The organism is Ruminococcus sp. RTP21198st1_G1_RTP21198_201120 (assembly GCF_040924265.1).
Taxonomy (GTDB): Bacteria; Bacillota; Clostridia; order Oscillospirales; family Ruminococcaceae; genus Hominimerdicola; species Hominimerdicola aceti.
Genome location: NZ_JBCOMH010000009.1, coordinates 23,303 through 47,194 on the forward strand (window position 1 = coordinate 23,303; position 23,892 = coordinate 47,194).

General features: G+C 47.0%; 23 protein-coding genes. 13 read left to right on the top strand and 10 right to left on the bottom strand.

Annotation, left to right across the window (positions count from 1 at the left end):
• The first annotated feature begins 137 nt into the window (after positions 1 to 137).
• From hydF to hypE, 13 genes are all read left to right on the top strand, one after another.
• Positions 138 to 1,361 carry a [FeFe] hydrogenase H-cluster maturation GTPase HydF gene (gene hydF / locus AB5627_RS07185; protein ID WP_117892841.1) on the top strand — a complete coding sequence of 408 codons (1,224 nt, stop codon included), beginning with the start codon at positions 138 to 140 and terminating at the stop codon, positions 1,359 to 1,361.
• Positions 1,339 to 2,379, top strand: coding sequence for a [FeFe] hydrogenase H-cluster radical SAM maturase HydE (hydE, locus tag AB5627_RS07190; protein WP_368369760.1), 1,041 nt, complete (start codon positions 1,339 to 1,341; stop codon positions 2,377 to 2,379). Before hydF ends, hydE begins: the two co-directional genes overlap by 23 nt.
• Positions 2,379 to 3,143 carry a nitrogenase iron protein NifH gene (locus tag AB5627_RS07195; protein WP_022287109.1) on the top strand — a complete coding sequence of 255 codons (765 nt, stop codon included), beginning with the start codon at positions 2,379 to 2,381 and terminating at the stop codon, positions 3,141 to 3,143. The genes hydE and AB5627_RS07195 overlap by 1 nt, the downstream gene beginning before the upstream one ends.
• Positions 3,140 to 4,432, top strand: a complete 1,293-nt coding sequence (locus AB5627_RS07200) for a nitrogenase component 1 (protein WP_022287108.1) — start codon at positions 3,140 to 3,142, stop codon at positions 4,430 to 4,432. Before AB5627_RS07195 ends, AB5627_RS07200 begins: the two co-directional genes overlap by 4 nt.
• Positions 4,429 to 5,547, top strand: a complete 1,119-nt coding sequence (locus AB5627_RS07205) for a nitrogenase component 1 (protein ID WP_022287107.1) — start codon at positions 4,429 to 4,431, stop codon at positions 5,545 to 5,547. Before AB5627_RS07200 ends, AB5627_RS07205 begins: the two co-directional genes overlap by 4 nt.
• A 33-nt stretch (positions 5,548 to 5,580) precedes the next feature.
• Positions 5,581 to 6,342, top strand: a complete 762-nt coding sequence (locus AB5627_RS07210) for an AAA family ATPase (RefSeq protein ID WP_022287106.1) — start codon at positions 5,581 to 5,583, stop codon at positions 6,340 to 6,342.
• Positions 6,335 to 7,636: a nitrogenase component 1 gene (locus tag AB5627_RS07215; protein WP_265290917.1), complete on the top strand. Its 1,302-nt coding sequence runs from the start codon at positions 6,335 to 6,337 to the stop codon at positions 7,634 to 7,636. The genes AB5627_RS07210 and AB5627_RS07215 overlap by 8 nt, the downstream gene beginning before the upstream one ends.
• Complete coding sequence (locus tag AB5627_RS07220; protein ID WP_022287104.1) at positions 7,633 to 8,700, top strand: nitrogenase component 1; 1,068 nt, start codon at positions 7,633 to 7,635, stop codon at positions 8,698 to 8,700. The genes AB5627_RS07215 and AB5627_RS07220 overlap by 4 nt, the downstream gene beginning before the upstream one ends.
• The gene (locus tag AB5627_RS07225; protein WP_022287103.1) at positions 8,697 to 9,098 is read left to right on the top strand and encodes a hypothetical protein; all 402 of its coding nucleotides are present in this window, start codon (positions 8,697 to 8,699) and stop codon (positions 9,096 to 9,098) included. The genes AB5627_RS07220 and AB5627_RS07225 overlap by 4 nt, the downstream gene beginning before the upstream one ends.
• Positions 9,098 to 11,377, top strand: coding sequence for a carbamoyltransferase HypF (gene hypF, locus AB5627_RS07230; RefSeq protein WP_022287102.1), 2,280 nt, complete (start codon positions 9,098 to 9,100; stop codon positions 11,375 to 11,377). The genes AB5627_RS07225 and hypF overlap by 1 nt, the downstream gene beginning before the upstream one ends.
• 294 nt (positions 11,378 to 11,671) lie before the next feature.
• A complete protein-coding gene (locus AB5627_RS07235) occupies positions 11,672 to 11,881 on the top strand; it encodes a HypC/HybG/HupF family hydrogenase formation chaperone (RefSeq protein WP_022287101.1) in 210 nt (69 codons plus the stop codon).
• Entirely contained in the window at positions 11,878 to 12,930 is a 1,053-nt protein-coding gene (gene hypD / locus AB5627_RS07240; protein ID WP_022287100.1) for a hydrogenase formation protein HypD, read from the top strand. The genes AB5627_RS07235 and hypD overlap by 4 nt, the downstream gene beginning before the upstream one ends.
• Before the next feature lie 28 nt (positions 12,931 to 12,958).
• Positions 12,959 to 13,966, top strand: coding sequence for a hydrogenase expression/formation protein HypE (hypE, locus tag AB5627_RS07245; RefSeq protein WP_022287099.1), 1,008 nt, complete (start codon positions 12,959 to 12,961; stop codon positions 13,964 to 13,966).
• 234 nt (positions 13,967 to 14,200) lie between these two features.
• Here hypE and hemL read toward each other — a convergent pair whose 3' ends face one another.
• The 10 genes from hemL to AB5627_RS07295 form a co-directional block, all read right to left on the bottom strand.
• A complete protein-coding gene (hemL, locus tag AB5627_RS07250; RefSeq protein WP_022287098.1) occupies positions 14,201 to 15,460 on the bottom strand; it encodes a glutamate-1-semialdehyde 2,1-aminomutase in 1,260 nt (419 codons plus the stop codon).
• 1 nt (position 15,461) lies between these two features.
• Complete coding sequence (gene hemB / locus AB5627_RS07255; protein ID WP_265290916.1) at positions 15,462 to 16,430, bottom strand: porphobilinogen synthase; 969 nt, start codon at positions 16,428 to 16,430, stop codon at positions 15,462 to 15,464.
• A 13-nt stretch (positions 16,431 to 16,443) separates the two neighbouring features.
• Complete coding sequence (gene cobA / locus AB5627_RS07260) at positions 16,444 to 17,904, bottom strand: uroporphyrinogen-III C-methyltransferase (protein WP_265290915.1); 1,461 nt, start codon at positions 17,902 to 17,904, stop codon at positions 16,444 to 16,446.
• Positions 17,901 to 18,761: a hydroxymethylbilane synthase gene (gene hemC / locus AB5627_RS07265; protein ID WP_022287095.1), complete on the bottom strand. Its 861-nt coding sequence runs from the start codon at positions 18,759 to 18,761 to the stop codon at positions 17,901 to 17,903. Before hemC ends, cobA begins: the two co-directional genes overlap by 4 nt.
• The gene (locus tag AB5627_RS07270) at positions 18,758 to 19,378 is read right to left on the bottom strand and encodes a bifunctional precorrin-2 dehydrogenase/sirohydrochlorin ferrochelatase (protein WP_022287094.1); all 621 of its coding nucleotides are present in this window, start codon (positions 19,376 to 19,378) and stop codon (positions 18,758 to 18,760) included. Before AB5627_RS07270 ends, hemC begins: the two co-directional genes overlap by 4 nt.
• Positions 19,379 to 19,380: 2 nt before the next feature.
• Positions 19,381 to 20,493, bottom strand: a complete 1,113-nt coding sequence (gene hemA / locus AB5627_RS07275; protein WP_022287093.1) for a glutamyl-tRNA reductase — start codon at positions 20,491 to 20,493, stop codon at positions 19,381 to 19,383.
• Positions 20,490 to 21,041, bottom strand: coding sequence for a DUF3877 family protein (locus AB5627_RS07280; RefSeq protein ID WP_022287092.1), 552 nt, complete (start codon positions 21,039 to 21,041; stop codon positions 20,490 to 20,492). The genes hemA and AB5627_RS07280 overlap by 4 nt, the downstream gene beginning before the upstream one ends.
• A gap of 63 nt (positions 21,042 to 21,104) precedes the next feature.
• Complete coding sequence (locus AB5627_RS07285; RefSeq protein ID WP_022287091.1) at positions 21,105 to 22,025, bottom strand: LysR family transcriptional regulator; 921 nt, start codon at positions 22,023 to 22,025, stop codon at positions 21,105 to 21,107.
• 79 nt (positions 22,026 to 22,104) lie between these two features.
• Positions 22,105 to 23,208 carry a leucine-rich repeat domain-containing protein gene (locus AB5627_RS07290; protein ID WP_022287090.1) on the bottom strand — a complete coding sequence of 368 codons (1,104 nt, stop codon included), beginning with the start codon at positions 23,206 to 23,208 and terminating at the stop codon, positions 22,105 to 22,107.
• A 113-nt stretch (positions 23,209 to 23,321) separates the two neighbouring features.
• Positions 23,322 to 23,891 (bottom strand): restriction endonuclease subunit S, encoded by a 570-nt coding sequence (locus AB5627_RS07295; RefSeq protein ID WP_022287089.1) that lies wholly within the window; start codon positions 23,889 to 23,891, stop codon positions 23,322 to 23,324.
• Position 23,892 lies beyond the last annotated feature (1 nt).

Consider the following 23,892-nt stretch of genomic DNA (forward strand, 5'->3'; position numbering starts at 1 on the left):
GCCGAAAACGAGTTTTCTCCTTTAAGGCGAAAGAATACACATCAAGCAGAAAACTGCACTATCGTGTGGTCTTGTTTTGCTATAGAAAAGCTGTATCCATAGGGGTATGGCTTTTTTTTTTGAGAGGAGCTTTTGCAATGGGACTTAATGACGCACCAAGCGGAGAACGTATACATATAGGATTTTTCGGCAGACGAAACGCAGGAAAATCAAGCGTTGTGAATGCAGTAACAAATCAGGATCTTGCAGTGGTATCCGATACGAAAGGCACTACCACTGACCCTGTTACAAAGGCAATGGAGCTTTTGCCCCTTGGCCCTGTTGTGATAATAGATACCCCTGGCTTTGACGACGAGGGCGAGCTTGGAGAGCTTCGTGTGAAGAAAACTAAGCAGATACTAAACAGAACGGACTGCGCAGTTCTTGTTACCGATTGCACTTTGCCCCTTGGCGACTGCGAAAAACAGCTTATCTCAATATTCAAAGAGAAAAACATACCTTTTATTATAGCCAAAAACAAAGCCGACCTGCTCACTGATATCCCAAAAGAGGAGGGCGCAGTGTACGTCAGCGCAAAAGAGAAAACAGGCATAGAGGAGCTTAAAAACGCCGTTGCAAAGCTTACTGAAACAGACACCATGACAATGAAGCTTGTGGGCGACCTTATAAAGCCTGACGATATGGTGGTGCTTGTCACCCCTATCGATAGCGCTGCACCAAAGGGCAGGCTTATCCTGCCACAACAGCAGGCGATAAGAGATGTTCTTGAAGCAAACGCCTGTGCAGTGGTGGTAAGAGAAACTGAGCTTTCAGGAGTGCTTGGCAGGATAGAGAAGCCTGCACTTGTTATAACGGATAGTCAGGCTTTCGCAAGAGTTTCAAAGGATACTCCTGAGGATATCCCTCTCACCTCGTTTTCTATTCTTATGGCTAGATATAAGGGCTTTCTTGACGCCGCGGTGAAGGGCGTGAAAGCTATCGACGATCTTAAAGACGGTGACAAGGTGCTTATCTCAGAGGGCTGTACACATCACAGACAGTGCGGTGATATAGGCTCTGTGAAGCTTCCGAACTGGCTGAAAGAATACACAGGCAAGGAACTTGATATAACATTGTCCTCAGGTCACGGCTTTCCAGAGGAGCTTTCAGACTTTGCGCTTTGTATACACTGTGGCGGCTGTATGCTCGGCTCAAAAGAGCTTACTTACAGAATGAAATGTGCAGATGATGCAGGCGTGCCGTTCACAAATTATGGCATTGCAATTGCCTACATGAAAGGTATTCTCAAACGGAGCATAGGGGTGTTTCCACATCTTGTAAAGGAGCTTGAAGATCACAATGGCGGTCAGAGAACTTATTGATAAACTAAACTGCGAGAAAAAGCTTTCCCATGGAGAGTGGGTGAAGCTTATAAAAGAATATGACGAGAACGACAGAGCATATGCCTCAGAGCTTGCAAGGGGCATTTCGCAGGAAATGTTCGGCAAGGATATCTACATAAGGGGCATAGTGGAGTTTTCAAACATCTGCAAAAATGATTGCCTTTACTGCGGAATAAGACGTTCAAATGGCAACGTGAGCAGATACAGGCTCACCGCTGAGGAGATCTTGCAGTGCTGTGACGAGGGCTACGGCTATGGTTTCCGTACCTTTGTGCTTCAAAGCGGTGAGGACGCTTTTTATGACAGGGAAATGCTCTGTTGTATCGTCAGAGAAATAAAAAAACGCCACCCTGACTGTGCGGTAACATTATCCCTAGGTGAGAAAAGCCATGAGGACTATGAAGCCCTTTTCAATGCAGGTGCAGACCGGTATCTTCTCAGGCACGAAACTGCCGACGAGGAGCATTACAAAAAGCTCCACCCAGCCGAAATGTCTTGGAAAAACCGAATGGAGTGTCTTTCAGATATAAAAGAGATAGGCTATCAGACAGGCTGTGGAATGATGATAGGCTCGCCGTATCAGACGGCGGAGTGTCTTGCTGAGGATATGGAGCTTATGTGCGATTTCAAGCCCGAAATGATAGGCATTGGACCTTTTCTCCCACATAAAGACACGCCTTTCAGAAGCTGTCCACAAGGCTCATATGAGCTTACTCTCTTTCTGCTGAGCATTTGCAGGATAATGCTCCCTGACGTTCTTTTGCCTGCCACCACAGCCCTTGGTACTATAAACCCCAAAGGGAGAGAACAAGGGGTGCTGTCAGGTGCGAACGTTATAATGCCAAATCTGTCCCCTGTGGCAGTGAGAAAAAAATATATGCTCTATGACAACAAGATATGCACAGGTGACGAGTCTGCACAGTGCAGGGCTTGCCTTGAAAGACGAATGGAGTCCATAGGCTATAAAATAAAGATATCAAGAGGAGATCACAGATAATGATAAAGCTTGCTTTTTACGGAAAAGGCGGAATAGGAAAGTCAACGGCGGCATCAAATGTCAGTGTTGCACTTGCACAAAAAGGGCTGAAAGTCATGCAGATAGGCTGTGACCCTAAGGCTGACTCCACCATATTTCTCCATGGGGGAGAGCGGATACCCACCGTTCTTGACCTTGTGCGAAAAGGCGAAAGCTTTGACCTTGAAGATATGGTAAGGGTAGGCTATAACGGTGTTGTGTGCGTTGAAGCAGGCGGTCCAGTGCCGGGACTTGGCTGTGCAGGCAGAGGTATAATCGCCGCTTTGGAGGAGCTTGAAAAAAAGGGCGCATATGAAAAATATCAGCCTGACGTTGTTATCTATGACGTTCTCGGAGACGTGGTGTGCGGAGGTTTTTCAATGCCAATGCGAAAGGGCTATGCCGATAAGGTGTTTATCATCACATCAGGCGAGAGTATGTCTGTATATGCCGCCGCAAACATCGCAATGGCGGTGGAAAATTTCAAAAGCCGTGGATATGCTTCACTTGGCGGTTTTATCCTCAATAAACGCAACGTAAAAAACGAGGAGGAAAAAGCGGCAGAACTTGCGGCTGATTTTCACAGCTCTGTGATAGCCGAGATAGACCGAAGCGACCTTGTGAGCGAAGCTGAGGATATGCACAAAACTGTCATGGAAGCTTTTCCTGACAGCACTGCGGCAGAGCAGTATAGAGCATTGGCGGATAAGATAGCCGAGCTGTGCGGTATGGGAGAAGAAAAATGACAAAAGAGAGCGGCATAAATATAACGAAGGCGGCTTTTCCTGCGCCTTTTGAAAGCGGTCTTGAATATAATCCCCCAACAAGGGGCGTGTGGAATATCGTCCATACCGGTATGCTTATCCCTGAGTCACGTCAGATATTTGTCTGCGCACAGGGCTGTTTAAGGGGCGTTATCCTCACTGCGGCAGAGATGAATGCCATGGACAGAATGTCATGGGTGACTGTTTCTGAGCAGGATCTGTATGACGGCACAATGGAGCAGGACGTTATCGACGGAGTGAGTGATATAATAAACAGGCTTGAGGAAAAGCCAAAATGCGTTTTGATTTTTCTAAGCTGTGTTCACCTTTTTGCGGGCTGTGACTTCAAAATGATAATAGACGAACTTTCGGCATTGTTTCCGCAGGTGCATTTTATAGATTGTTACATGACGCCAACCATGAGAAAGTCTATCTCTCCTGACAGCCTTATGAGAAAACAGCTTTACGAGCCACTTGAAAAGTGCGAAAAGAAGCCTAAAACGGCGGCAATAATAGGCTGTGACAGAGCCACAGACGAAGCCTCCGAACTTGTAAAAATAATAAACTCAGCAGGCTTTGAGCTTCTTGACATAACAAAGTGCAAGACCTATGAGGAGTATCTCTCCATGGCGGAAAGCTCTTTGAATATCACCTATATACCCACGGCAAAGCCGTCAGGAGAGGAACTTGAAAAGCGACTTGGCACAAAGCATTTGTATCTGCCCTTGTGCTATGGCTATGATGAGATAGAGGAAAATTACAGCAGGCTTTGCACCCAGCTTGGTGTGAAGATGCCTGACCTTGCGGCTGATAGGGAAAGTGCCGACAAGGCTCTTGCAAATGCCCTTGAGATAGTGGAAAATATGCCTATAGCCGTGGATTATACCGCTCTGCCAAGACCCCTTGGCTTTTGCAGACTTCTTGCAGAGAAAGGCTTCAATGTGAAGCGTTGCTACGCCGACAGCTTTTCAGAGGAGGAAAGGGCAGATTTTGAGTGGCTGAAAGCCCATTGCCACGACCTTGAAATTCTCCCTACTGTGAATGTGAAAATGGAGTTTTCACATTGCGAAGAAAAATATCTTGCAGTAGGTCAGAAAGCAGCGTTTTTCTGCCAGACTGATAACTTTGTTGATATAGTCGCAGGGGGCGGTGGATACGGCTTCAAGGGCATAAAAAGGCTTGCAGAGCTTATGGCTGAGGGTGCAGTAAACAAAAAGGACAGACGTAAGGTGATACAACACAAGGGCTGGGGGTGTGAAAGCTGTCTATGAATGCAAAAGTGATATCCATATATGCGGCGGATACTTCGGGAGTATGCTCGGCGCTTTATGAGCTTGGTGGAATGACCGTCGTCCATGACGCTTCGGGCTGTAACTCCACCTACGCCACTCATGACGAGCCACGCTGGTATGACCGCAAAAGCATGATATATATTTCTGCACTAACAGAAGCGGACGCCGTTATGGGCAATGACGGCAAGTTCATTCGTGATGTGGCGAAAGCGGCAGGTGAGCTTTCACCCAAATTCATAGCCATTTGCGGTTCGCCAATGCCTGCAATGACAGGCTTTGACTACTGTTCAGCCTCTGAGGAGATAGAGTGCCAAACGGGTCTGACCACATTTTTCGTTGATACCAACGGCACTCATTCCTATCTTCAAGGAGCAGAGGGAGCTTTCTTGAATATTGCAAAGCTATTCTGCCGTGAGGGAAAAGAAAAGCAGGCAAATTCAGTGAATATTATTGGTGCAACGCCTCTTGACTTTTCAGTGAACACAAGCGTAAGCTCCATAAAAAAGTGGCTTTTGGATAACGGTTTTTCAGTGCAAAGCTGTTTTGCTATGGACAGCGGTCTTAATGAGATTTCTACTGCACCACAGGCGGCTGTAAGCCTTGTTATATCCTCAGACGGGATAGCTGCGGCAAAGTATCTTTTTGATACCTATGGAGTGCCATATGTAGTGGGCGTGCCTGTGGGGAAAAGCTTTTCCAAAAAGCTTTCCGCTGACATGAAAAGAGCAGTGTCAGAGGGCGTTTGTATAAATTCCTGCGGTGAAAAATCTGTAGAGAATGCTCATAGGATAGTTGCAGGGGAAAGCGTTTTTGCTTCTTCCCTAGGTGCTGAACTTGGCGCAAAAACTGTGGCGACAGTTGGCATAAGAAACAGCGAGGTGCTGTCAGGGACGGACATTTTCTGTGAGGAAGAAGCAGAGCTTGAAAAGCTTTTTTCACAGCATAAGACCGTCATAGCAGACCCGCTTTTCGGACCTATATGCAAAGGGGCAAGCTTTGTTTCACTGCCACACGTTGCTTTTTCGGGAAGATGTTTTCTTAAAGATATCCCCGATCTGATAGATAAAGATGTAAGCAAAATACTTAACCTATAAAAAGGAGGAACGTGCTTTCGCACGGATACTTTTATGATAAAAATAGCCGTTTACGGAAAGGGCGGAATAGGAAAATCCACAGTTACGGGAAACCTTGCCGCCGCATTTGCAAGTCTTGGGAAAAGAGTTATACAAATAGGCTGTGACCCAAAGGCTGACTCCACCATAAATCTTCTTGGGGGCGAGCCTGTTATGCCTGTGATGAATTATCTCAGAGAGCATGACGATGAGCCTGAGAGCATAGAGGAGATATCAAAAGAGGGCTATGGCGGAGTGCTTTGTATAGAAACAGGCGGTCCTACCCCCGGACTTGGCTGTGCAGGCAGAGGTATAATCACCACGTTCAGCCTGCTTGAAGACTTAAAGCTTTTTGAAAAATATAAGCCTGACGTTGTGCTTTATGACGTCCTCGGCGACGTTGTGTGCGGAGGTTTCGCCGCACCTATCAGAGAGGGCTACGCTTCAAAGGTGCTTATCGTCACCTCAGGCGAGAAAATGGCATTGTATGCCGCAAATAATATAAACAGTGCGGTGAAAAACTTTGCCGACAGAAGCTATGCAAAAGTCCGTGGTATCGTCATGAACAGGCGAAACGTTGAGGGCGAGGAAGAAAAGGTCAGAGCCTTTGCAGAAAGCGCAGGGCTTGATATCGTTGCGGATATACCAAGAAGCGACGATATCATAAGATGTGAGGATAAGGGCATGACCGTCATAGAGGGCGAGCCTGATTGTCAGGCGGCAAAATGCTTTTTGAAGCTTGCCCAGACCCTTATGCAGGAGGACGACGATGACTAAAGCGTTTTACATAACAGCGGCGGAGCTTGCCCAAAAGGGAAAAGATAATATCCCCGACGAGCTTCTTTCGGCAAAGCACCTTATCTACAGTTCTCCTGCAACATTGGCATTCAATTCACCGGGAGCGCAGGGCTTTGGTGTAAAAAGAGCAGGACTTGCAGTGCCAAATTCGGTTATGCTTCTTGTAGCTCCTGCCTGCTGTGGACGAAACACCACTATGCTCAGTGCGGAAAGCGGCTACGGCGACAGATTTTTCTACCTGCTTCTTGACGATACCGATATCGTCACAGGCAGGCACCTTACAAAGATACCGAAAGCCGTGGAGGAGGTATGTCAAAGCCTTGATTACACTCCCTCAGCGGTGATGATATGTATAACCTGCGTTGACGCTCTCCTCGGCACTGATATGGACAGAGTGTGCAGAAAATCCAGTGACCGAGCAGGCGTGCCTGTTGTGCCATGCTATATGTATGCCCTTACAAGGGAAAAGCGTCTGCCCCCTATGGCTTCAGTGCGAAAATCGGTGTATTCACTGCTGAAACCTCGCAAGAGAAAGTCTGACGAGGTGAATATCCTCGGTTATTTCTCACCCTTGCAGGAGGACTGCGAGCTTTACAGCCTGCTCAAAGGCGCAGGCGTAAAGACCATAAGGGAGCTTTCAAGGTGCGAAAGCTTTGAGGAGTATGAGCAGATGTCGCAGGCAAATTTTTCTCTTGTACTCAATGCGGAAGCAAGATATGCCGCCCAGCAAATGGAGCAGGAGCTTAACATACCTTTTATAGAGCTTGCGAGAGTTTTTCAGGCTGATAAGATATCTACGCAGTATCGTCTGCTGGGTCAGGCGATAGGAACGGAGCTTTGCGATAAAGAGTATTATGAGCAGACAATGGCTCTTATAGATGATTTCAGAGAAAAGCATAAAGGGCTGTGCTTTGCAGTGGGCGAGTTTTCCAACTGCGACCCTATAGAAATGGCATTGGCTCTTATAAGATACGGCTTCAAGGTGGCGGAGATATTCGGCACTGTGGGGGAGCGAAATTTCGGCTTTGTGAAAAAGATAGCACAGCTTTCCCCTGAAACAAAAATATATTCAAACCTCTCGCCAACAATGCTCTTTTATGAGCCTGACGAGAGGGTGAACGTTTATATCGGCAAGGATTGTGCCTATTATCACCCTGACATAGCAGGAGCAGACTTCAATGACGAGATCCAGCCTTTTGGCTATGCAGGTGTAAAAAAGCTGTTTTGCGACCTTGAAAAGGCGCTTGATTGGAAAGGAGCGGAGGATAAATGAAAAATCTTTTGAAGCTTTTGTCACCCTTTGCCCCTGACCAATCAGGTGCATCGGCAGTGCTTTACGAGCTTGGAGGACTAATGGTAATATGCGACGCAGGCGGCTGTGCAGGCAACGTCTGTGGCTTTGACGAGCCAAGGTGGTTTACCAAAAAGAGCGCAGTTTTCAGCGCGGGGCTTCGTGATATGGACGCAATTTTAGGACGTGACGACAGGCTTATCGAAAAGCTCTCCAAAGCCTGTGAGCAGATATCACCTGCTTTCACCGCCATAATAGGCACACCTGTGCCTGCTGTCATCGCAACAGATATGAGAGCGTTGAAACGAATGGCAGAGAAGAAAACAGGACTTCCTTGCATAACAGCCGAGTGTACAGGCACGAACTATTATGACAGTGGCTCAGAGCCGGTGTGGATAGAGCTTTTCAAGACCTTTGCCACTGAGAGCAAGCCTGTTCAGAAAGGCAGGCTTGGCATTATAGGTGCAACGCCTTTGGAGCTTAGTATCATAAGCCCCGAGAAGATAGTGGCGGAATATAAGGCAAAGGGTTGGGAGAATGTTATATGCTACGGCATGGGAAGCTCCCTTGATGATGTGAAAAATGCGGCTGCGGCAGAGATGAACATAGTCTGTTCAGCGGCGGCAATAAAGGCGGCGGAGTATCTCAAAGAAAAGTTCGGCACGCCTTATGAGATAGAATATCCACAAAGCTGTCTGCCTGAGGAGATAGTGCAAAAAGCTTATAACTTTACGGATAAAAACGTCCTTGTGATACATAACCAAACAGCGGCTGACGCTGTAAGAAAGCTTATCACAGAAAAAAGCGGCAAGTGTCATTGCACATCGGCAACGTTTTTTATGCAGAAAAAGGAGCTTTTGCAGCAGAGTGATTTTTTCCTTGCAGACGAAAGCGACCTTTGCGACAATGTTGGTGATAACTATGACGTTGTTATTGCAGACAAGACCCTCAGACGTGTTATGAAAAATTTCAGCGGCGAGTTTATAGACTTTCCGCATTTCGGACTTTCAGGCAGACTTTTGCAGGGAGAGAGTGAAAAGATATGACAGAAGAAATTATAGAGCGTCTTGAAGAATATCTCGGCTCAGAGGAGTTTGAATATGAAGCTGAAAACTGCATGGAGGAGCTTGACGAAAGCGGTGAGGGGATAAATGCAGTTTTGCCCCTGCTTAGATTTCTGGAAAGACACCCCATGGCTGATATCAGCATGACAAGTGCCGTGGTGAGATATATGGAGCAGTTTTACGGCAGAGGTTATGAGAACATTCTCATGGACTCCGTTCGTCGCAGACCTACAGTGCATACTGTGAGAATGTTAGGCAGGCTCAGAAATGCCGCCATAGATGAGGGTCAGGACGGCGAGGAGTTTGAGGACGTGCTTATAGACGTTCTCAGCAGTGAAGCAGAGGACGAGATAAAGGACACCGTCAGGGAGCTTATCTGATGAAAACTGAGATGATTCGTGTTTATGGTATCGTTCAGGGCGTGGGCTTCCGACCTTTTGTTAGCCGTGAAGCGTCAGACCTTGGACTTTGCGGCACTGTGGCAAACAAAGGCTCTTATGTTGAGATACACGCACAGGGCAGTGAAAAGGCTGTGGAGGAGCTGAAAAAAGCCCTTGAAAGCCGTCCCCCTGAGCGTTCGGTGATAATGGAGATAATTTCAGCCCATGCCGACGAACCGCCTTTTGACAGCTTTGAGATAATCGAAAGCGAAAAGGAAAAAGGTGATATTTTCGTATCCCCTGACATCGCTGTGTGCGAAAAATGTAAGGGAGAGCTTTTCGATAAAACAAACAGAAGATATCTCCACCCTTTTATAAACTGTACTCAGTGCGGTCCAAGGCTCACTATTATGGACTCTATGCCTTATGACAGAGTTCGCACCACAATGGCTGACTTTCCAATGTGCAAAGACTGCGAGGAGGAGTACACCGACCCTGCCACAAGGCGTTATGACGCCCAGCCTGTGTGCTGTAACAAATGCGGTCCGGAGGTCTATATCATAGGCAGTGAAAAGAAAGGCGCTGAGGCTATCACAGCCACAAGAGAAGCCGTCATGGCAGGAAAGATAATCGCTGTCAAAGGCATAGGCGGTTTTCACCTTTGCTGTGACGCAAAAAACGAGAGCGCAGTGAAAAGGCTCAGAGAGCTTAAAAACCGCCCTGCAAAACCACTTGCCGTTATGCTGAAGGATATTTCTGCCGCAAGGCGTGAGTGCGATTTTGGCGAAGTGCAGGAAAAGCTTCTCACAGGCTGGCAAAAGCCTATCGTGCTTCTTGATAAAAAAACTAGCGGAAGCCTTTGCGAAAGCGTTGCACCCGATAATCCTACAGTGGGAGTAATGCTCCCCTATGCCCCTTTGCACCTGCTCCTTTTTGATTACGATGACGGCGTGGAAATGACCGACAGCCTTGTTATGACCAGCGGAAACGTCCGTGGCGCACCTATCTGTCGAAGCGACGAGGACGCACTCAGCGAGATTTCAGGCTTCTGCGACCTGATATTATCCCACAACAGACGTATCTTGATACGCTCAGACGATACTGTCATGGACACATTTGAGGGCAAGCCTTACATAATAAGGCGTTCAAGAGGATATGCCCCATTGCCTGTTATGACATCATGCAGTGATAAAGGTCAGACCCTTGCCATAGGCGGTGAGCTTAAAAATACTTTCTGTATCAGAAAGGGAAGCCTTTATTATCTCTCTTCCTATGTGGGGGATATGGCGGATATCCGCACTGTAAAGGCGCTTGAGGAGTCAGTAAAGCGTATGTGCGAACTTCTGGAAGCAACACCCCGAAACGTAGTCTGTGATATGCACCCCAAATACAATACAGTTGCATTTGCCGAGGGGCTTGACCTGCCTCTGAAAAAAGTCCAGCACCACTATGCTCATATCCTATCCTGCATGGCAGAAAACGACTATAGTGAAAAGGTCATAGGCGTATCATATGACGGCACAGGCTTTGGCACAGACGGCACCATATGGGGAGGAGAGCTACTTCTCTGCGACCGCACAGGCTTTGAGCGTATGGGAAGCATAAAGCCCTTCATGCAGGTGGGCGGCGACCTTTCCTCTAAAGAGGGCTGGCGTATCGCCGCAATGATTGCAGGCTCAGCCTATGGGGAAAGGGGCGGAGAGATCTGTGAAAAGCTTGGTATTTGTACAGCGAAAGAGTACAAGCTTCTGTCCATAATGGCAGAGAAAAAAGTAAACGCAGTAAGCTCCACAAGTGCAGGACGGCTTTTTGACGCCGCTTCTGCGGTGCTTGGCATAAGGCGTTCTTCAACCTTTGAGGGCGAAGCTTCCATGGCGTTGCAGTTTGCGGCAGAAAAATTCAGCCGTGAGTCGTTTGGCATTTACGAGCCTATGGAAAAGCTCACTGCCGAAAAAGAGGGCAGGATAATGCTCTGCACTCAGGCTCTTATCAAGCGTCTTTGCCAGGGTATGCAAAATGGTGAGGATAAAAACCGCCTTGCCTATGAGTTCCATTCACTTCTTGCGGACATGACCGCACAGGCGTGCAGAACCATAAGCGAGAGAACAGGCGTAAAGGTCTGTGCCTTGAGCGGGGGAGTTTTTCAGAACAAGCTTCTGCTTAAAATGGTGAAGTGCCGCCTTGAAAAAATGGGACTTAGAGTGCTTATCCACAGCCTTGTGCCTGCCAATGACGGTGGTATAGCTTTGGGACAGGCGTTTTATCTGAATGAGGAATGAGGAGTGAGGAGTGAGGAATTAAGGTATCGCCTGCGGCGATGATTTTCTTATTCTGTAGGGGCGACCTTTGGTCGCCTGAGGCTGTTTAAAAATACCAAAATAACAGGCGAACGCTGTTCGCCCCTACATATAAACAGCGTATTTACGCCAATTGTAGGGGACGGCGCCCTCGACGTCCCGCTTTTGTCGAACTTTTTCAATAAGCTGGGGCGACCTTGGGTCGCCTGTGTATCTCATTTTTTGCTCTGTGATTTCGACTTGGTGATATAGATTAAATTTTTTGGAGGTATTAATATGTGTGTAGGTTTATCTGCAAAGGTAGTAAGTGTAAACGAGGGCACTGCTGTTATTGACGCAAGCGGTGCAAAAAGAGAGGTATCTGCTGACCTTATCGACGATCTCGAGGTAGGGGATTATGTCATGGTACACGCAGGGGTGGCTATCGCAAAGATAACCTCTGACGATAGCGAAGAAACTGACGAGATAATGGAGAGTATCCAATGAACACTATAGAAAATGCAAAGGAGATAATAAGCTCCTACAAACGTGAGGACGGCAAAAAGCTTCGCATAATGGAGGTCTGCGGCACTCACACCCACGAGATTTTCAGGCTTGGCATAAGAAAGCTCCTTCCTGAGAGCGTTGAGCTTATCTCAGGTCCCGGCTGTCCTGTGTGCGTTACCCCCATTGGCTTTATCGACGAGGCTTGTATGCTCGCCCTTGAAAAAGGTGCGGTGATATGCACTTTCGGTGACCTTATAAGAGTACCCGGTACAGAAATGAGTCTTGCAGGAGCAAGGTCAAAGGGTGCTGTGATAAAGACAGTTTATTCGCCCCTTGACGCAGTTTCATATGCCGAAAGCCATAGGGATGAGCAGGTGGTATTTCTCGCCGTTGGCTTTGAGACCACAACCCCATCAGCCTGCCTTGCAGTAGAAAAAGCGAAAAAGCTGGGACTTGAAAACTTCTCTATTCTTGGTGCAAACAAGACCATGCCAAACGCTTATAAGGCTTTGGAGGGAAGCGCAGACGCATTTTTGTATCCCGGCCATGTCAACGCTATCACAGGCACAGCCGTGTGCGAGGAGCTTGTGAAAAAGGGCGTTTCAGGCGTTGTTACGGGCTTCACGGCTGCTGAACTTCTTACGGCTCTTGCTGTTACCATAGAGCTTTCTCAGCGTGGCGAGCCGTTTTTCAGAAACTGCTATCCTAGAGTGGTAAAGCCCGAGGGCAACCCTGCCGCCATAAAGCTTATGGAAAAGGTCATGACCCCATGCGACAGCGAGTGGCGTGGACTTGGTATCATACCAATGTCAGGCATGATACTCCGTGACGAATATGCCGACTTTGACGCACGAAAGAAATTCGCCCTGCCGAAAATAACAGGCAAGCCAAACCCAGCCTGCCGCTGCGGAGATGTTTTGCAGGGCAAGTGCAAGCCCTCGGATTGTAAAGTTTTCGGCAAGGTCTGTACACCGCTGCACCCTATAGGTGCGTGCATGGTGTCAAACGAGGGCGCTTGCTCAGCATATTATCAGTATGGCAATTTGTAAAATAAACTATCCGAAAAGAGGAATAATTATGACAGATAAATTTGTTACCCTTGCCCACGGCGCAGGAGGAAAGCAGACTTCCGAGCTTATCGACCGTGTTTTTAAGGAGCATTTCGCTAACCCTGACCTGACCGCCGACGATGCCGCCGTGCTTTCCATGGAAAAGGGCAAGATAGCATTCACCACAGACGGCTTTATAGTTTCTCCATACGAATTCGCAGGGGGAAATATCGGCAAGCTAAGTATTTGCGGCACTGTGAACGACCTTTCCTGCATGGGCGCAAAGCCTTTGTATCTCTCCTGTGCTTTCGTTATCGAGGAGGGCTTTCCAATGGATAAGCTTGAGGAGATAGCCGCCGCCATGGCAAAGACCGCTAGGGAAGCAGGTGTCGAGATATGTGCAGGTGACACAAAGGTGGCAGGAAAAGGTCAGGTAGACGGCGTTTTCATTACCACTACGGGCATAGGCAGGATAATGGACAACGCCAACACCTCAGGCAAGCTTGCCAAAGCAGGCGACGCCGTTATAGTGTCAGGTGATATCGGCAGACACGGCTGTACCATACTTTTAGCTCGTGACGAGTTCGGCATAGAGGCAGACGTAACAAGCGATTGTGCACCCCTCTGGGCAAACGTAAAAGCAATGTTCGACGTTACAAACGATATCCACGTTATCCGTGACGCAACAAGAGGCGGTGTAGGCACTGTTCTTTACGAGATAGCAGGTCAAAGCGGTGTGGGAATAACCCTTGACGCTGAGAAAATACCGGTGGCAGACGAGGTGAAAGGCGTGTGCGGTATGCTGGGCTTAGAACCATTGTATCTTGCCTGCGAGGGCAGACTTGTTATATTCGCACCAAAGGACAAAGCGGAGGATATCGTTTCTGCCCTTAGAAAGTGCAAAAACTCAGAGAACGCCGCTGTCATAGGCGAGGTCACAGAGGATAACGCAGGCAGAGTTGTAATGAAAACAGAGATAGGCTCACAGACCCTTCTTCCACAGCCGGGCGGAGAGCTTCTCCCTAGAATTTGCTGATATAAAAAATATTCTGCATAACACGTTGGCACATTGTAGGGGCGAACAGCGTTCGCCCGCATGATTTTATCGCAAATTTATGTTGATAAGCCACTTCTTCGGAATATTGAGCCAAATATTGTGCGGATATCGTGAGTTTGTCAGGCAAACAAAGCGGGCGAACACTGTTCGCCCCTACATATATTGAATATAAAAAACGGAGCTGTTCGGTTTATTTGAACAGCTCCGTTTTTGTTATCTGTAAGCTTTTATAGCATCTATAGTCTTTGTTATATCCTCGTCACTGTGAGCATAGGAAACGAACATTGCCTCGAATTGCGACGGTGCAGTGTAAATGCCGCTTTGAAGCATATGGCGGTAGTATCTGCCGTAGCTTTCCGTGTCGCAAGCCCTTGCCTCATCATAGCTTTTCACTCTCTCGTCATTGAAAAATACCGTCATAAGCGAGCCACAGCGATTCACGTTCAGACCCTTTTCCCTTATGGCATTCTCTATCATAGCCGACTTTTTGTCAAGCTCCTCATAGAAGTTTGGTATGCTTTCTATCTGCCTGATAGTTTCTATTCCTGCCGCCACTGCGCATGGGTTTCCCGACAGCGTGCCTGCCTGATATACCGAGCCTAGTGGTGCAACGCACTGCATTATCTCAAGCTTTCCCCCATAGCAGGCAAGGGGCATTCCTCCGCCCACTATCTTGCCCAAAGTTGTCATGTCAGGGGTAACTCCGAAATATTTTGAAGCTCCTCCCTCTGAAAGCCTGAAGCCTGTTATCACTTCGTCAAATATAAGCACAGTGCCGTGCTTTTTCGTTATCTCTCTGAGAAATTCAAGAAAACCCTTCTCAGGCGGAACAACGCCCATGTTCGCCGCGCATGGTTCAACGATAAGTGCGGCTATTTCGCTGCCGTATTCCTCAAAAAGCTTTTCCACAGAAGCAGTGTCATTGTATTTTGCAAGAAGCGTGTCCTTTGTGCAGCCCTCAGTCACTCCTGCACCCGATGGGATAGCCTGCGTCATAAGTCCAGAGCCTGCCTTTACAAGCAGTCCGTCCGAGTGACCATGATAACAGCCCTCGAATTTTATTATCTTGTCCCTGCCAGTATATCCTCTTGCGGCTCTTATTGCGCTCATGACAGCCTCAGTGCCTGAGTTTACGAGCCTGAGCATTTCCATAGACGGAAAGTGCTTTTTAATAAGCTCCGCCAAGGTTATCTCGCCCTTGTGGCAAGCACCGAAGGTAAGCCCCTTGTCGCAGGCGGCTTTCACAGCATTTATCACAGGCTCACAGCAGTGACCGAGAATGTTCGGTCCCCATGAGCATACATAGTCGATGAACTCGTTTCCGTCCTCGTCCCATATCCTTGACCCTTTCGCATGGTCGATAAAAAGCGGAACAGTGCCCACCGCCTTGCAGGCTCTGACAGGGCTGTTCACTCCACCGGGCATAAAACCGCAGGCAGTTTTGTAAAGCTGTTCAGACTTAGCAGTTTTCATGTCAGTTGTTCTCCTTTATCCATTTTGTGGCGTCAAGAGCATGGTATGTTATGATAATGTCCGCACCTGCACGCTTTATAGCAGTGAGATTTTCAAGAACGATACGCTTCTCGTCTATCCAGCCAAGCTGTGCCGCCGCTTTTACCATAGAGAACTCACCGCTTACGTTGTATGCCGCAATAGGCAGATCATATCTGTCCCTGGCGGCTCTCAGGATATCAAGATAACAAAGTGCAGGCTTCACCATTACCATGTCAGCACCCTCCTCGATATCGTCCTCTATCTCACGGAGAGCCTCACGTCCGTTGCAAGGATCCATCTGATATGACTTTCTGTCGCCAAAGCATGGTGCAGATTCTGCGGCGTCACGGAACGGAGAATAATATCCCGAAGCAAATTTTGCACTGTATGACATTATAGGGATATCAGTAAGAGCATTCTCGTCAAGCGCCGCCCTTATTGCCGCAACTCTGCCGTCCATCATGTCGGATGGTGCGATAATATCAGCGCCGGCCTTTGCAAGGCTCACCGCCATTTTGCACAGAAGCGGCAAAGTGCTGTCATTGAGTATCTTGTCGCCCTTTACAACTCCGCAGTGTCCGTGGCTCGTATATTCGCAAAGACAAACGTCCGCAATAATAAGTAGGTCAGGATAATGTTCTTTGATGTATCTTATTGCCTGCTGTGTAACACCCTTGTCATTGTAAGCCTCCGTTGCAAGCTCGTCCTTTTTCTCTGGTATGCCAAAAATAAGCAAGCCTGATATCCCGCTGTCTGCTATCTGCGGCAATATCTGCTCCAGATTGTCGATAGAATACTGATAAACTGTTGGCATAGAGTCAACAGGCTTCATGATGTCATTGCCCTCTGCCACAAAAATCGGGTAGATAAAGTCTGCCGCATTTAATCTTGTTTCGCAAACCATTCTTCTCATTGCTGGGTTTGCCCTTAATCTTCTGAATCTTCGCATTTTTATCTTCCTCTCACTTATCTGAAAGTATCTTTTGTATTATTCCCTCTGCCGTGCTTTCTGTTGGAAGCAGAGGGCCATTTATACCGTATTTTTCAAGCTCTGCCGCCGTCACTTCGCCTATGGCGATACACTTTGTATTCTCTGATAAGCTTCCTCCACCACGGAAAAAGCTCCTCACTCCGCCTGCACTGGCAAACACAGCGTAGTCATCATCTATCTTCTCGCCTGTGCTGTAAACAGGCTCGTAAATATGAACATCATCAAAGTTCAGCCCTTTTTCAGCCAATGGCTTAACAAGCTCCGCTGACCCCTCCGAGGAGCGTACTATAAGAAGCCTGTCCTCACAGGTAAGAGTGCCCGAGAGCGTATTTCCAAGAGCCACGCTGTTGAATTTTTCAGGCATTATGTCTGCATAAAGCCCAGCCTTTTCAAGCTTCGCCCCAGTGCCTTTGCCTATGACAGCTATCTTCACTCCGTTTAGCTTTCTTATGTCAATACGGCTTTCTCTGAGCCTTTTCAAAAATATCTCCGCACCATTTGGACTTGTAAGAGCAACATGGCTGTAAAAGCCCTCTGCAAGCCGTTGGAAAGCTTTTTCCGTGACCTCATCGTGAAGCTCCCTAAGCTCAAATCCGCCGCAGCGGTGAGCATAAGCCCCAAGGGCATTGAGCGACTTTATAAGCCGCCTTGAAAGCCCCTTTGTGGCAGTGACAGCCACAGAAACTCCATACAATGGAGGCAGGTAGGTAGGCGAAAGATCAAGCCCGGCGGTTTCTCCAACTATTATCACCGCAGGCGCAGGCAGATCCTCTTTCTTCACCTTTTCGGCAATGTCGCCAAGACAGCCCTTTACAGCCCTCTGCTCAGGGGTAGCCCCTTTTGATATCACCGCCGCAGGAGTATTTTCGTCCATGCCGTTTTCAATGAGCCTGCCTGCTATCTCAGGGAGATTTCTAAGCCCCATAAGAAAAATAAGCGTTCCACCGCATTTTGCATAGCTTTCAAAATGCTCAGGGAGCAGGTCGTTCGCAGTGTGACCTGTTATAACATGAAAGCTCCTTGAAAGTCCCCTGTGGCTCACCGGTATACCTGCAAGCTCAGGCACTGCCAACGAGGAAGTCACCCCCGGTATAAGGCTGTATGGTATGCCTGCGGCTTTGAGTGCAGTTATCTCCTCGCCCCCTCTGCCGAACACAAAAGGGTCGCCGCCTTTTAGCCTGAGAACAACACCGCCCTCTGCGGCTTTTTCCACAAGAAGCGTGTTTATCTCCTCCTGCGTGGAACTGTGTCTGCCTGCACGCTTTCCAACGCATATTTTCTCCGCACCGTCCTTGCAAAAGTCAAGCAAACGGCTGTCTATAAGGCTGTCATATATCACCACGTTACAGCTTTTCAGAGCCTCATAACCTCTCATTGTGATAAGGTCATAATCTCCACAGCCTGCCCCTGCAACTATAACTCTGCCGCTCATAGCTTATCAGTCAGCTCCTTAACAAGTTCAAATCTTTTTTCTATCTCTTTTTCGCCCTGAGCAAAATGCCCCTTGCCGTCTGAAACAGTGAGAGATATCTTTTCCCCATTTATCTCGCTGTATGCCCCCACAGGCACAGTGCAGTCCGCACCCAGAAGTCTTATCACCTCACGCTCGGTTTCAAACCTGAGCATAGTTTCCTTGTGTGATACCTGCGAAATTATCTCAGCCGCCTTGCTCTCCTTTGCACATTCCACTGCAATTATAGCCTGACAAGGTGCAGGCAAAAGCTCCCAAGGCTCAAACTCTTTTACCTCGTATTCCGAAAGGGAAAGTCCCAAACGCTCCGTTCCTGCCGCACAAAGTATTATGCCGTCATAAAGCCCATCGGAAAGCTTTTTGAGCCGTGTACCAACATTGCCTCTTATATCAGCAAACTTTGCGTTAGGATAAAGCCTTGCAAAGCCCCCGCGTCTACGCTGACTTCCTGTGCCAACAGTGAAAACATCACAATCGTTAAATACAACGCCTTTTTTGGTCACAAGCATATCACGATAGTTCCCACGAGGGCAAACTCCTGATATCTCCAGACCCTCGCCCAGCGTAACAGGCAAGTCCTTTGCACTGTGTACTGCAAAGTCTATCTCTCCGCTTTGCAGAGCCTGTTCTATTTCCGTGACGAACACACCCTTGCCGCCTATCTTGTCAAGAGGTCGGTCAAGCTGTCTGTCGCCCTTTGTGGTGAAGGTGACTATCTCAGTATCACATTCAGGAAATGCCGCCTTTATCATGTCAAGTACCATATAAGTCTGCGCCATTGCAAGTGGACTTTTTCTTGTGCCTGCTCTCAGTTTCATTTTTGCTCCTTTATCATCTCTATAAGCTGTTCCTCTGTTGGAAGCACGTCACTTTCAAGGCATATTTTCAATGCCTCTGCCATAGCCTTTTTCCTAGCCTGCTCCGTGGATATATTTTCAAGTGCATAGTCACGGGCTTTTCCCATGACATTGCATATATCCCCAAGCCTGCCCCCTGTCTGCGATTGGATCGTCTTTCTCAGGTGAGAAGCAAGGGTAGGGCTTTTTCCGCCTGTTGAAATGCCAATGCACACGTCCCCCTCTGTAACAATGGCAGGGAAGAAGAACGTACAGCTCTCAGGGTCATCAACTGCGTTGCATGGAATGTGCCTTTGCCTGCAAAGTTGAGAAATGTGCCTGTTTACACCGCTGTCCCCTGTGGCAGTTATCACAAATGTACTGCCGTCTATGTCGCTGTCCTTAAAAGCACGCTCAAACAGTGTTATCATGCCCCTGTCTGCAAGTTCTCTTATCTCACCGCAAGCTTTTAATGCCACCACCTTTATTATAGGCGAAAAGTCAAGAAGCTTTTCGAGCTTTCTCAAAGCTACCTGTCCGCCACCCACCACAAGGCATGGCATATTCTCAATATTCGCAAAAAAAGGAAAGTATGGCATTGTCATTCTCCGTATTCTTTTATTACTTCTATAACCTTGCCAAAAGTCTGTGAATCAAGCTCCGACTTTAGCCTGAAAAAAAGATCTTTCGCCGAAACCTCGCAAAGTCTTCTGTCAAGGCTCTCAAACTGCGGAAGAAAATCATGGAACATAAGCTGTTTTTCAAGCTCGTCAGTTTCCTCGTCAATGATAAGCTTTGACCTCTCCACGCTGTCAAGCTTTTTGAGATTGTTTTCTTTGGCAAGCTCCGTGAAAAAGTCCATGTCTATAAGCCTGGCCCCTGCAAGCTTTTCTACGGCAGGGTCAATATCTCTCGGCACTGCAAGGTCTATAAAAAGCTTGTTTTCATTATCACTGAGCATATCCGCCGTAACAGTGTAGTGTGGGCTTGAAGTCGCCGAAATTATGCAGTCACATTCGCCAATGCGCTCATATCTCTTTTCGTATGGTATAAGCTCAAGCTTTGGATCGTCTGAAATATATTCCAGCGCATTTCTGTGAGAACGTGCCGTCGCAAGCACAGTTACGTTCTTGTATGAAAGAAGATTTTTCAAGACCAGCGAGCCTATCTCACCGCTCGCTCCCAAAAGCATCACCCTGACATTATCCTTATAATGTGCCGCTTCCTTAGCCGCAAGAGTAGCCGTGGAAACGGAAGTCTTTGAAAGCTCCGTCTCCGTCTTTATTTTCTTCGCACAAGCGATAGCCCCTTGAAATATCATGTTCACCTCAGAGGAAAGCCCAATGCGCTCCCTTGAAAGATCATATGCACGGCGAACCTGTCCAAGTATCTCGTCCTCACCTATGACCGCTGATTCTATACCGCACGATACGCTGTAAAGCCTTTTTACCGCCGTCTTGTCTGTGAATATCATGACCTTGCGTTTGAGCTTTGCGATCTCCACTCCGCTTTGTTCGCAAAGAAGCCTTATGCCCTCCTCAGGTGTTCCGCAAAAGTAAAGCTCCGTCCTGTTGCAGGTGCAAATAAGCACAGGTGAAAGGTCCTTTACGTCAAAAAGCAGCTTTTCACACTGAGCACTGTCAAATGTGAAAAGGCTGCGAAAGGCTTGTCCGCAAAGCTTGTGATTTACGCTTATGCAGGTGAAATTTTTCATTTTTCTGTGTTATCTCCTGACTTTTCGGGATAAAGTGCGTCATAGTCAAGCTTGGTGAATCTGTGATATGTTATGCCGCCCAGATCGTCCTGCAAACAGTATCGGCAGCCGTCAGGTTCTCCGTCTGGAAAGTATGCAAGCAGGTCAAATTCATCATCAGGTGCAGCAGTTATTACCGCCTTGTCATTGTATTTTCTGAATATCTCAGCCGCTCTTTCAAGAGAGCACCCCTCTTTTACCGCTCCGATAAACTCCACAAGGAACGGGCTTGCCTCCACCTTTTCGTGGATAGCCCTCACGCTCTCCTCTGATACCGTAACAGCTATCCTGCCGTCCTGAGCAAGTGAAGCCTTGCATGAAAGTATCTCGCTTTTGTATTCGTCTATGGCTTTTATCATTTCCTCAGCCGTAAGCTCGCCCCCTGTTATGGCGTTGAGGGAGTCAAGAGGATAAAAAAGCGTCACCGCATTAGGGGTAAACCCAAGCTTTATCTGCGACTCTTTTATAGTATCAGTTATATTCTGTTCAAGCTTTATAAGCTCTGTCATGAAAATTCTCCTTTATACATAATTCCTATAGGCTTTGTATGTTTTTATAATATCACATATTTCTCATGTTGTCAACCTTGTTTCCTCGCCTATATATTTTTTCAGTGCATTGATATAAAATTCCGTCAGTGGATTAGAAAGTACCTTTTTGTGAGTAACTATGCCAATGCGCATCGACCCCTCCGCTTCAAGGGGAACAGCCACGATATCACTGCCGTTGAGCTTTTCGTCAATAACACCGCTGCAAATGGTGTAGCCATTAAGACCGATAAGAAGATTAAAAAGGGTCGCACGGTCACGGACACGGATATTCTTTGGTCGCTTTATGGTGCTGAGTATCTCCTCCGAGTAGTAGAAAGAGTTGTATTCCCCCTGCTCAAAGGATAAATAAGGGTAGGGGAGCAGGTCGTCAAGGGTCACAGACTTTTTCTGCGCAAGAGGATTTGCAGAGCCTACAAAAACGTGTGGCTTTGCAGAAAATAGCTCCGTGAATTTAAGCTCTTTGGACTTTATCTCCTTTGAAAGCACAGGCTCGTTGAAATCGTTGAGATAGAGTATGCCAAGCTCGCTTTTCATTCTTGCCACGTCCTCGATTATCTCGTGGGTCTGCGTCTCACGAATGCTGAAATCATATTCATCTCCGCCAAACTCTTTTATAAGGTCAACAAAAGCGTTCACCGCAAAGGAGTAATGCTGAGTGGATATGCAAAACTGCCTTTTGCCGTGTTGTTTTCCGCAGTATTTTTCTTCAAGCAAACTCGCCTGTTCAAGCACCTGCCTTGCATAGCCCAAAAAGACTTCACCCTCTTTTGATACCGTTATGCCCTTGTTTGTGCGTATGAATATAGTGATATTCATTTCCTTTTCAAGCTCACGGATAGCGTTAGTAAGACTAGGCTGAGAAATAAAAAGCGACTGCGCCGCCTCGCTGACAGTACCTTTCTCCGCCGTAGCCACCACATATTTAAGCTGCTGTAAGGTCATATCTCCACCCCTTTTCAGATATATCCTTATTATATAGCGTATTTATGAAATTTTCAAGTGGAGATAAACTATTGCTGTCCTATTCTTCCATATCTTCTGTGCTGATAAACACACTTTTGCCAAACAGCTCTTTTCTTATGCGTTTTTTTGCTGATCTGTCACTATCGTAAACGTCCGTAATGTAGATGTATTGGTCGCTGACATCGTATGCAAGCTGAAAGCTAGGGTTAGGGTCAACGTTTACGAAAGCTTCTTTTTCTTCCTTTTTGGTGAACTTTCTTTTTGGATAAAGCTTTCTGCATTTTTCTTTTGAACAGCTCACTCTTGCAGCTTCAATGATGTAATAATTGCTTTTCTCAGGATAATACACTGTCAGCTCTGCACAGAAGAAAAACGCATTTGCGCTTATCTTTATACATTCGTTTGGAACAGCTATCTCTTTCAACTTGTGACAATCGTAAAAAGCACAGTCCCTTATTTCTCTAAGACTAGGTGGCAAGATCATATCCGTAAGACATTTACACTGATGAAAAGCATGACTTCCAATGACCTTTAGCCTTTCTGGCAATTTAACGCTCGCAAGGCTTTCGCAGTTTTCAAAAGTATAGTCATTTATCACTTCCACATTTGCAGGCAGAACGATACTTTCAAGCTTCTCACAGCCGCAAAAACACCCCTCTCCCATAAAAGTCAAGCCCCAAGGGAGCGTTACCGATATTAATGACACATTCTCATAAAATGCGTATTCTCCTATCTCGCACAGGCATCTTGGCATAAAAACATTTTCTAGCCTACGGCATTTGTAAAAAGCATAGTCGGCTATCTTCAGCGTTATGGGTAGTATCTCGACCTGCTCCCGTTCTTTAGGACAGCTTATAAGAACAGTGCGTTCTCTGTTGTAAAGAACTCCGTCAGTAGAATAATATCTGTCACTTTTCGCTGAAGTCGTTATTTCTTTTGAAATATAGTTGTATTTGAAAAAGCCCTTTTCTATAAACTGAATGTTTTCCGAAATATACAGGCTCCTCAGCTTCCTGTCACCGAATGTGTTTACGCTTATATCCGTCACCGCCGTGCCGTTGATGAACGCAGGCAGTGAAACGTCAGTCTCCGCACCATGATATTTCATAAGCTTTATCGTTCCATTCTTTGTGAATATGTATTCCCACTCTCTGCTTTTCAATGTGATCAGACCTTTCCTTTTATTCTTATCACATTATACAAATATCAGTGGGTATAAAATTGGACATGAAAAAGCGCATAACGTACACACTGCAACGTTATGCGCTTATGTTTCTATCTCATCATCTCTATATCCTCATAAAGCCCCTCTATATCAGCTTTAAGCCGTCTTATCTCATGAAGACGATGTCGGTATTTTTCACCGATCTCTCTCTGCTCCTCCAAAGTCGGCAAAGGTATCTCACACTCTTTCAACCCCTTTGTGTGCAATATCCTTACTACCTTTCCGCTGCGACAGCCGTCAAGCATAGCCTTTCCCTCTGCCGATGAAAGATAAGCCGCAATATAGTAAGGGTCAGCCTTCTCCTTGTCAAGTCCTATCCTTATCAGCGTGGGTGAAACAAGAAGCTTCCTGTCCCCCATATCGCCTGCACATACCACCTTGAAATTCTTGTCCGTGGTAGAAAGTATCACATCTCCGTCCTTTATGGCATATTTCTCAAAACGCTTGCTGTCATAAACTATCTCAATGCAGTTTTCCGCAATAACGCCGTCGTCAATGTCCACAAGCCTTAGATATTCGCATGGCTTAGTAAACTCATTGTCCGAAATATAACTCTCCGCCATAAGTCCATGACTTATCTCTTTTATGATATCTCCGAAATTAACTGTATTTACATTCATT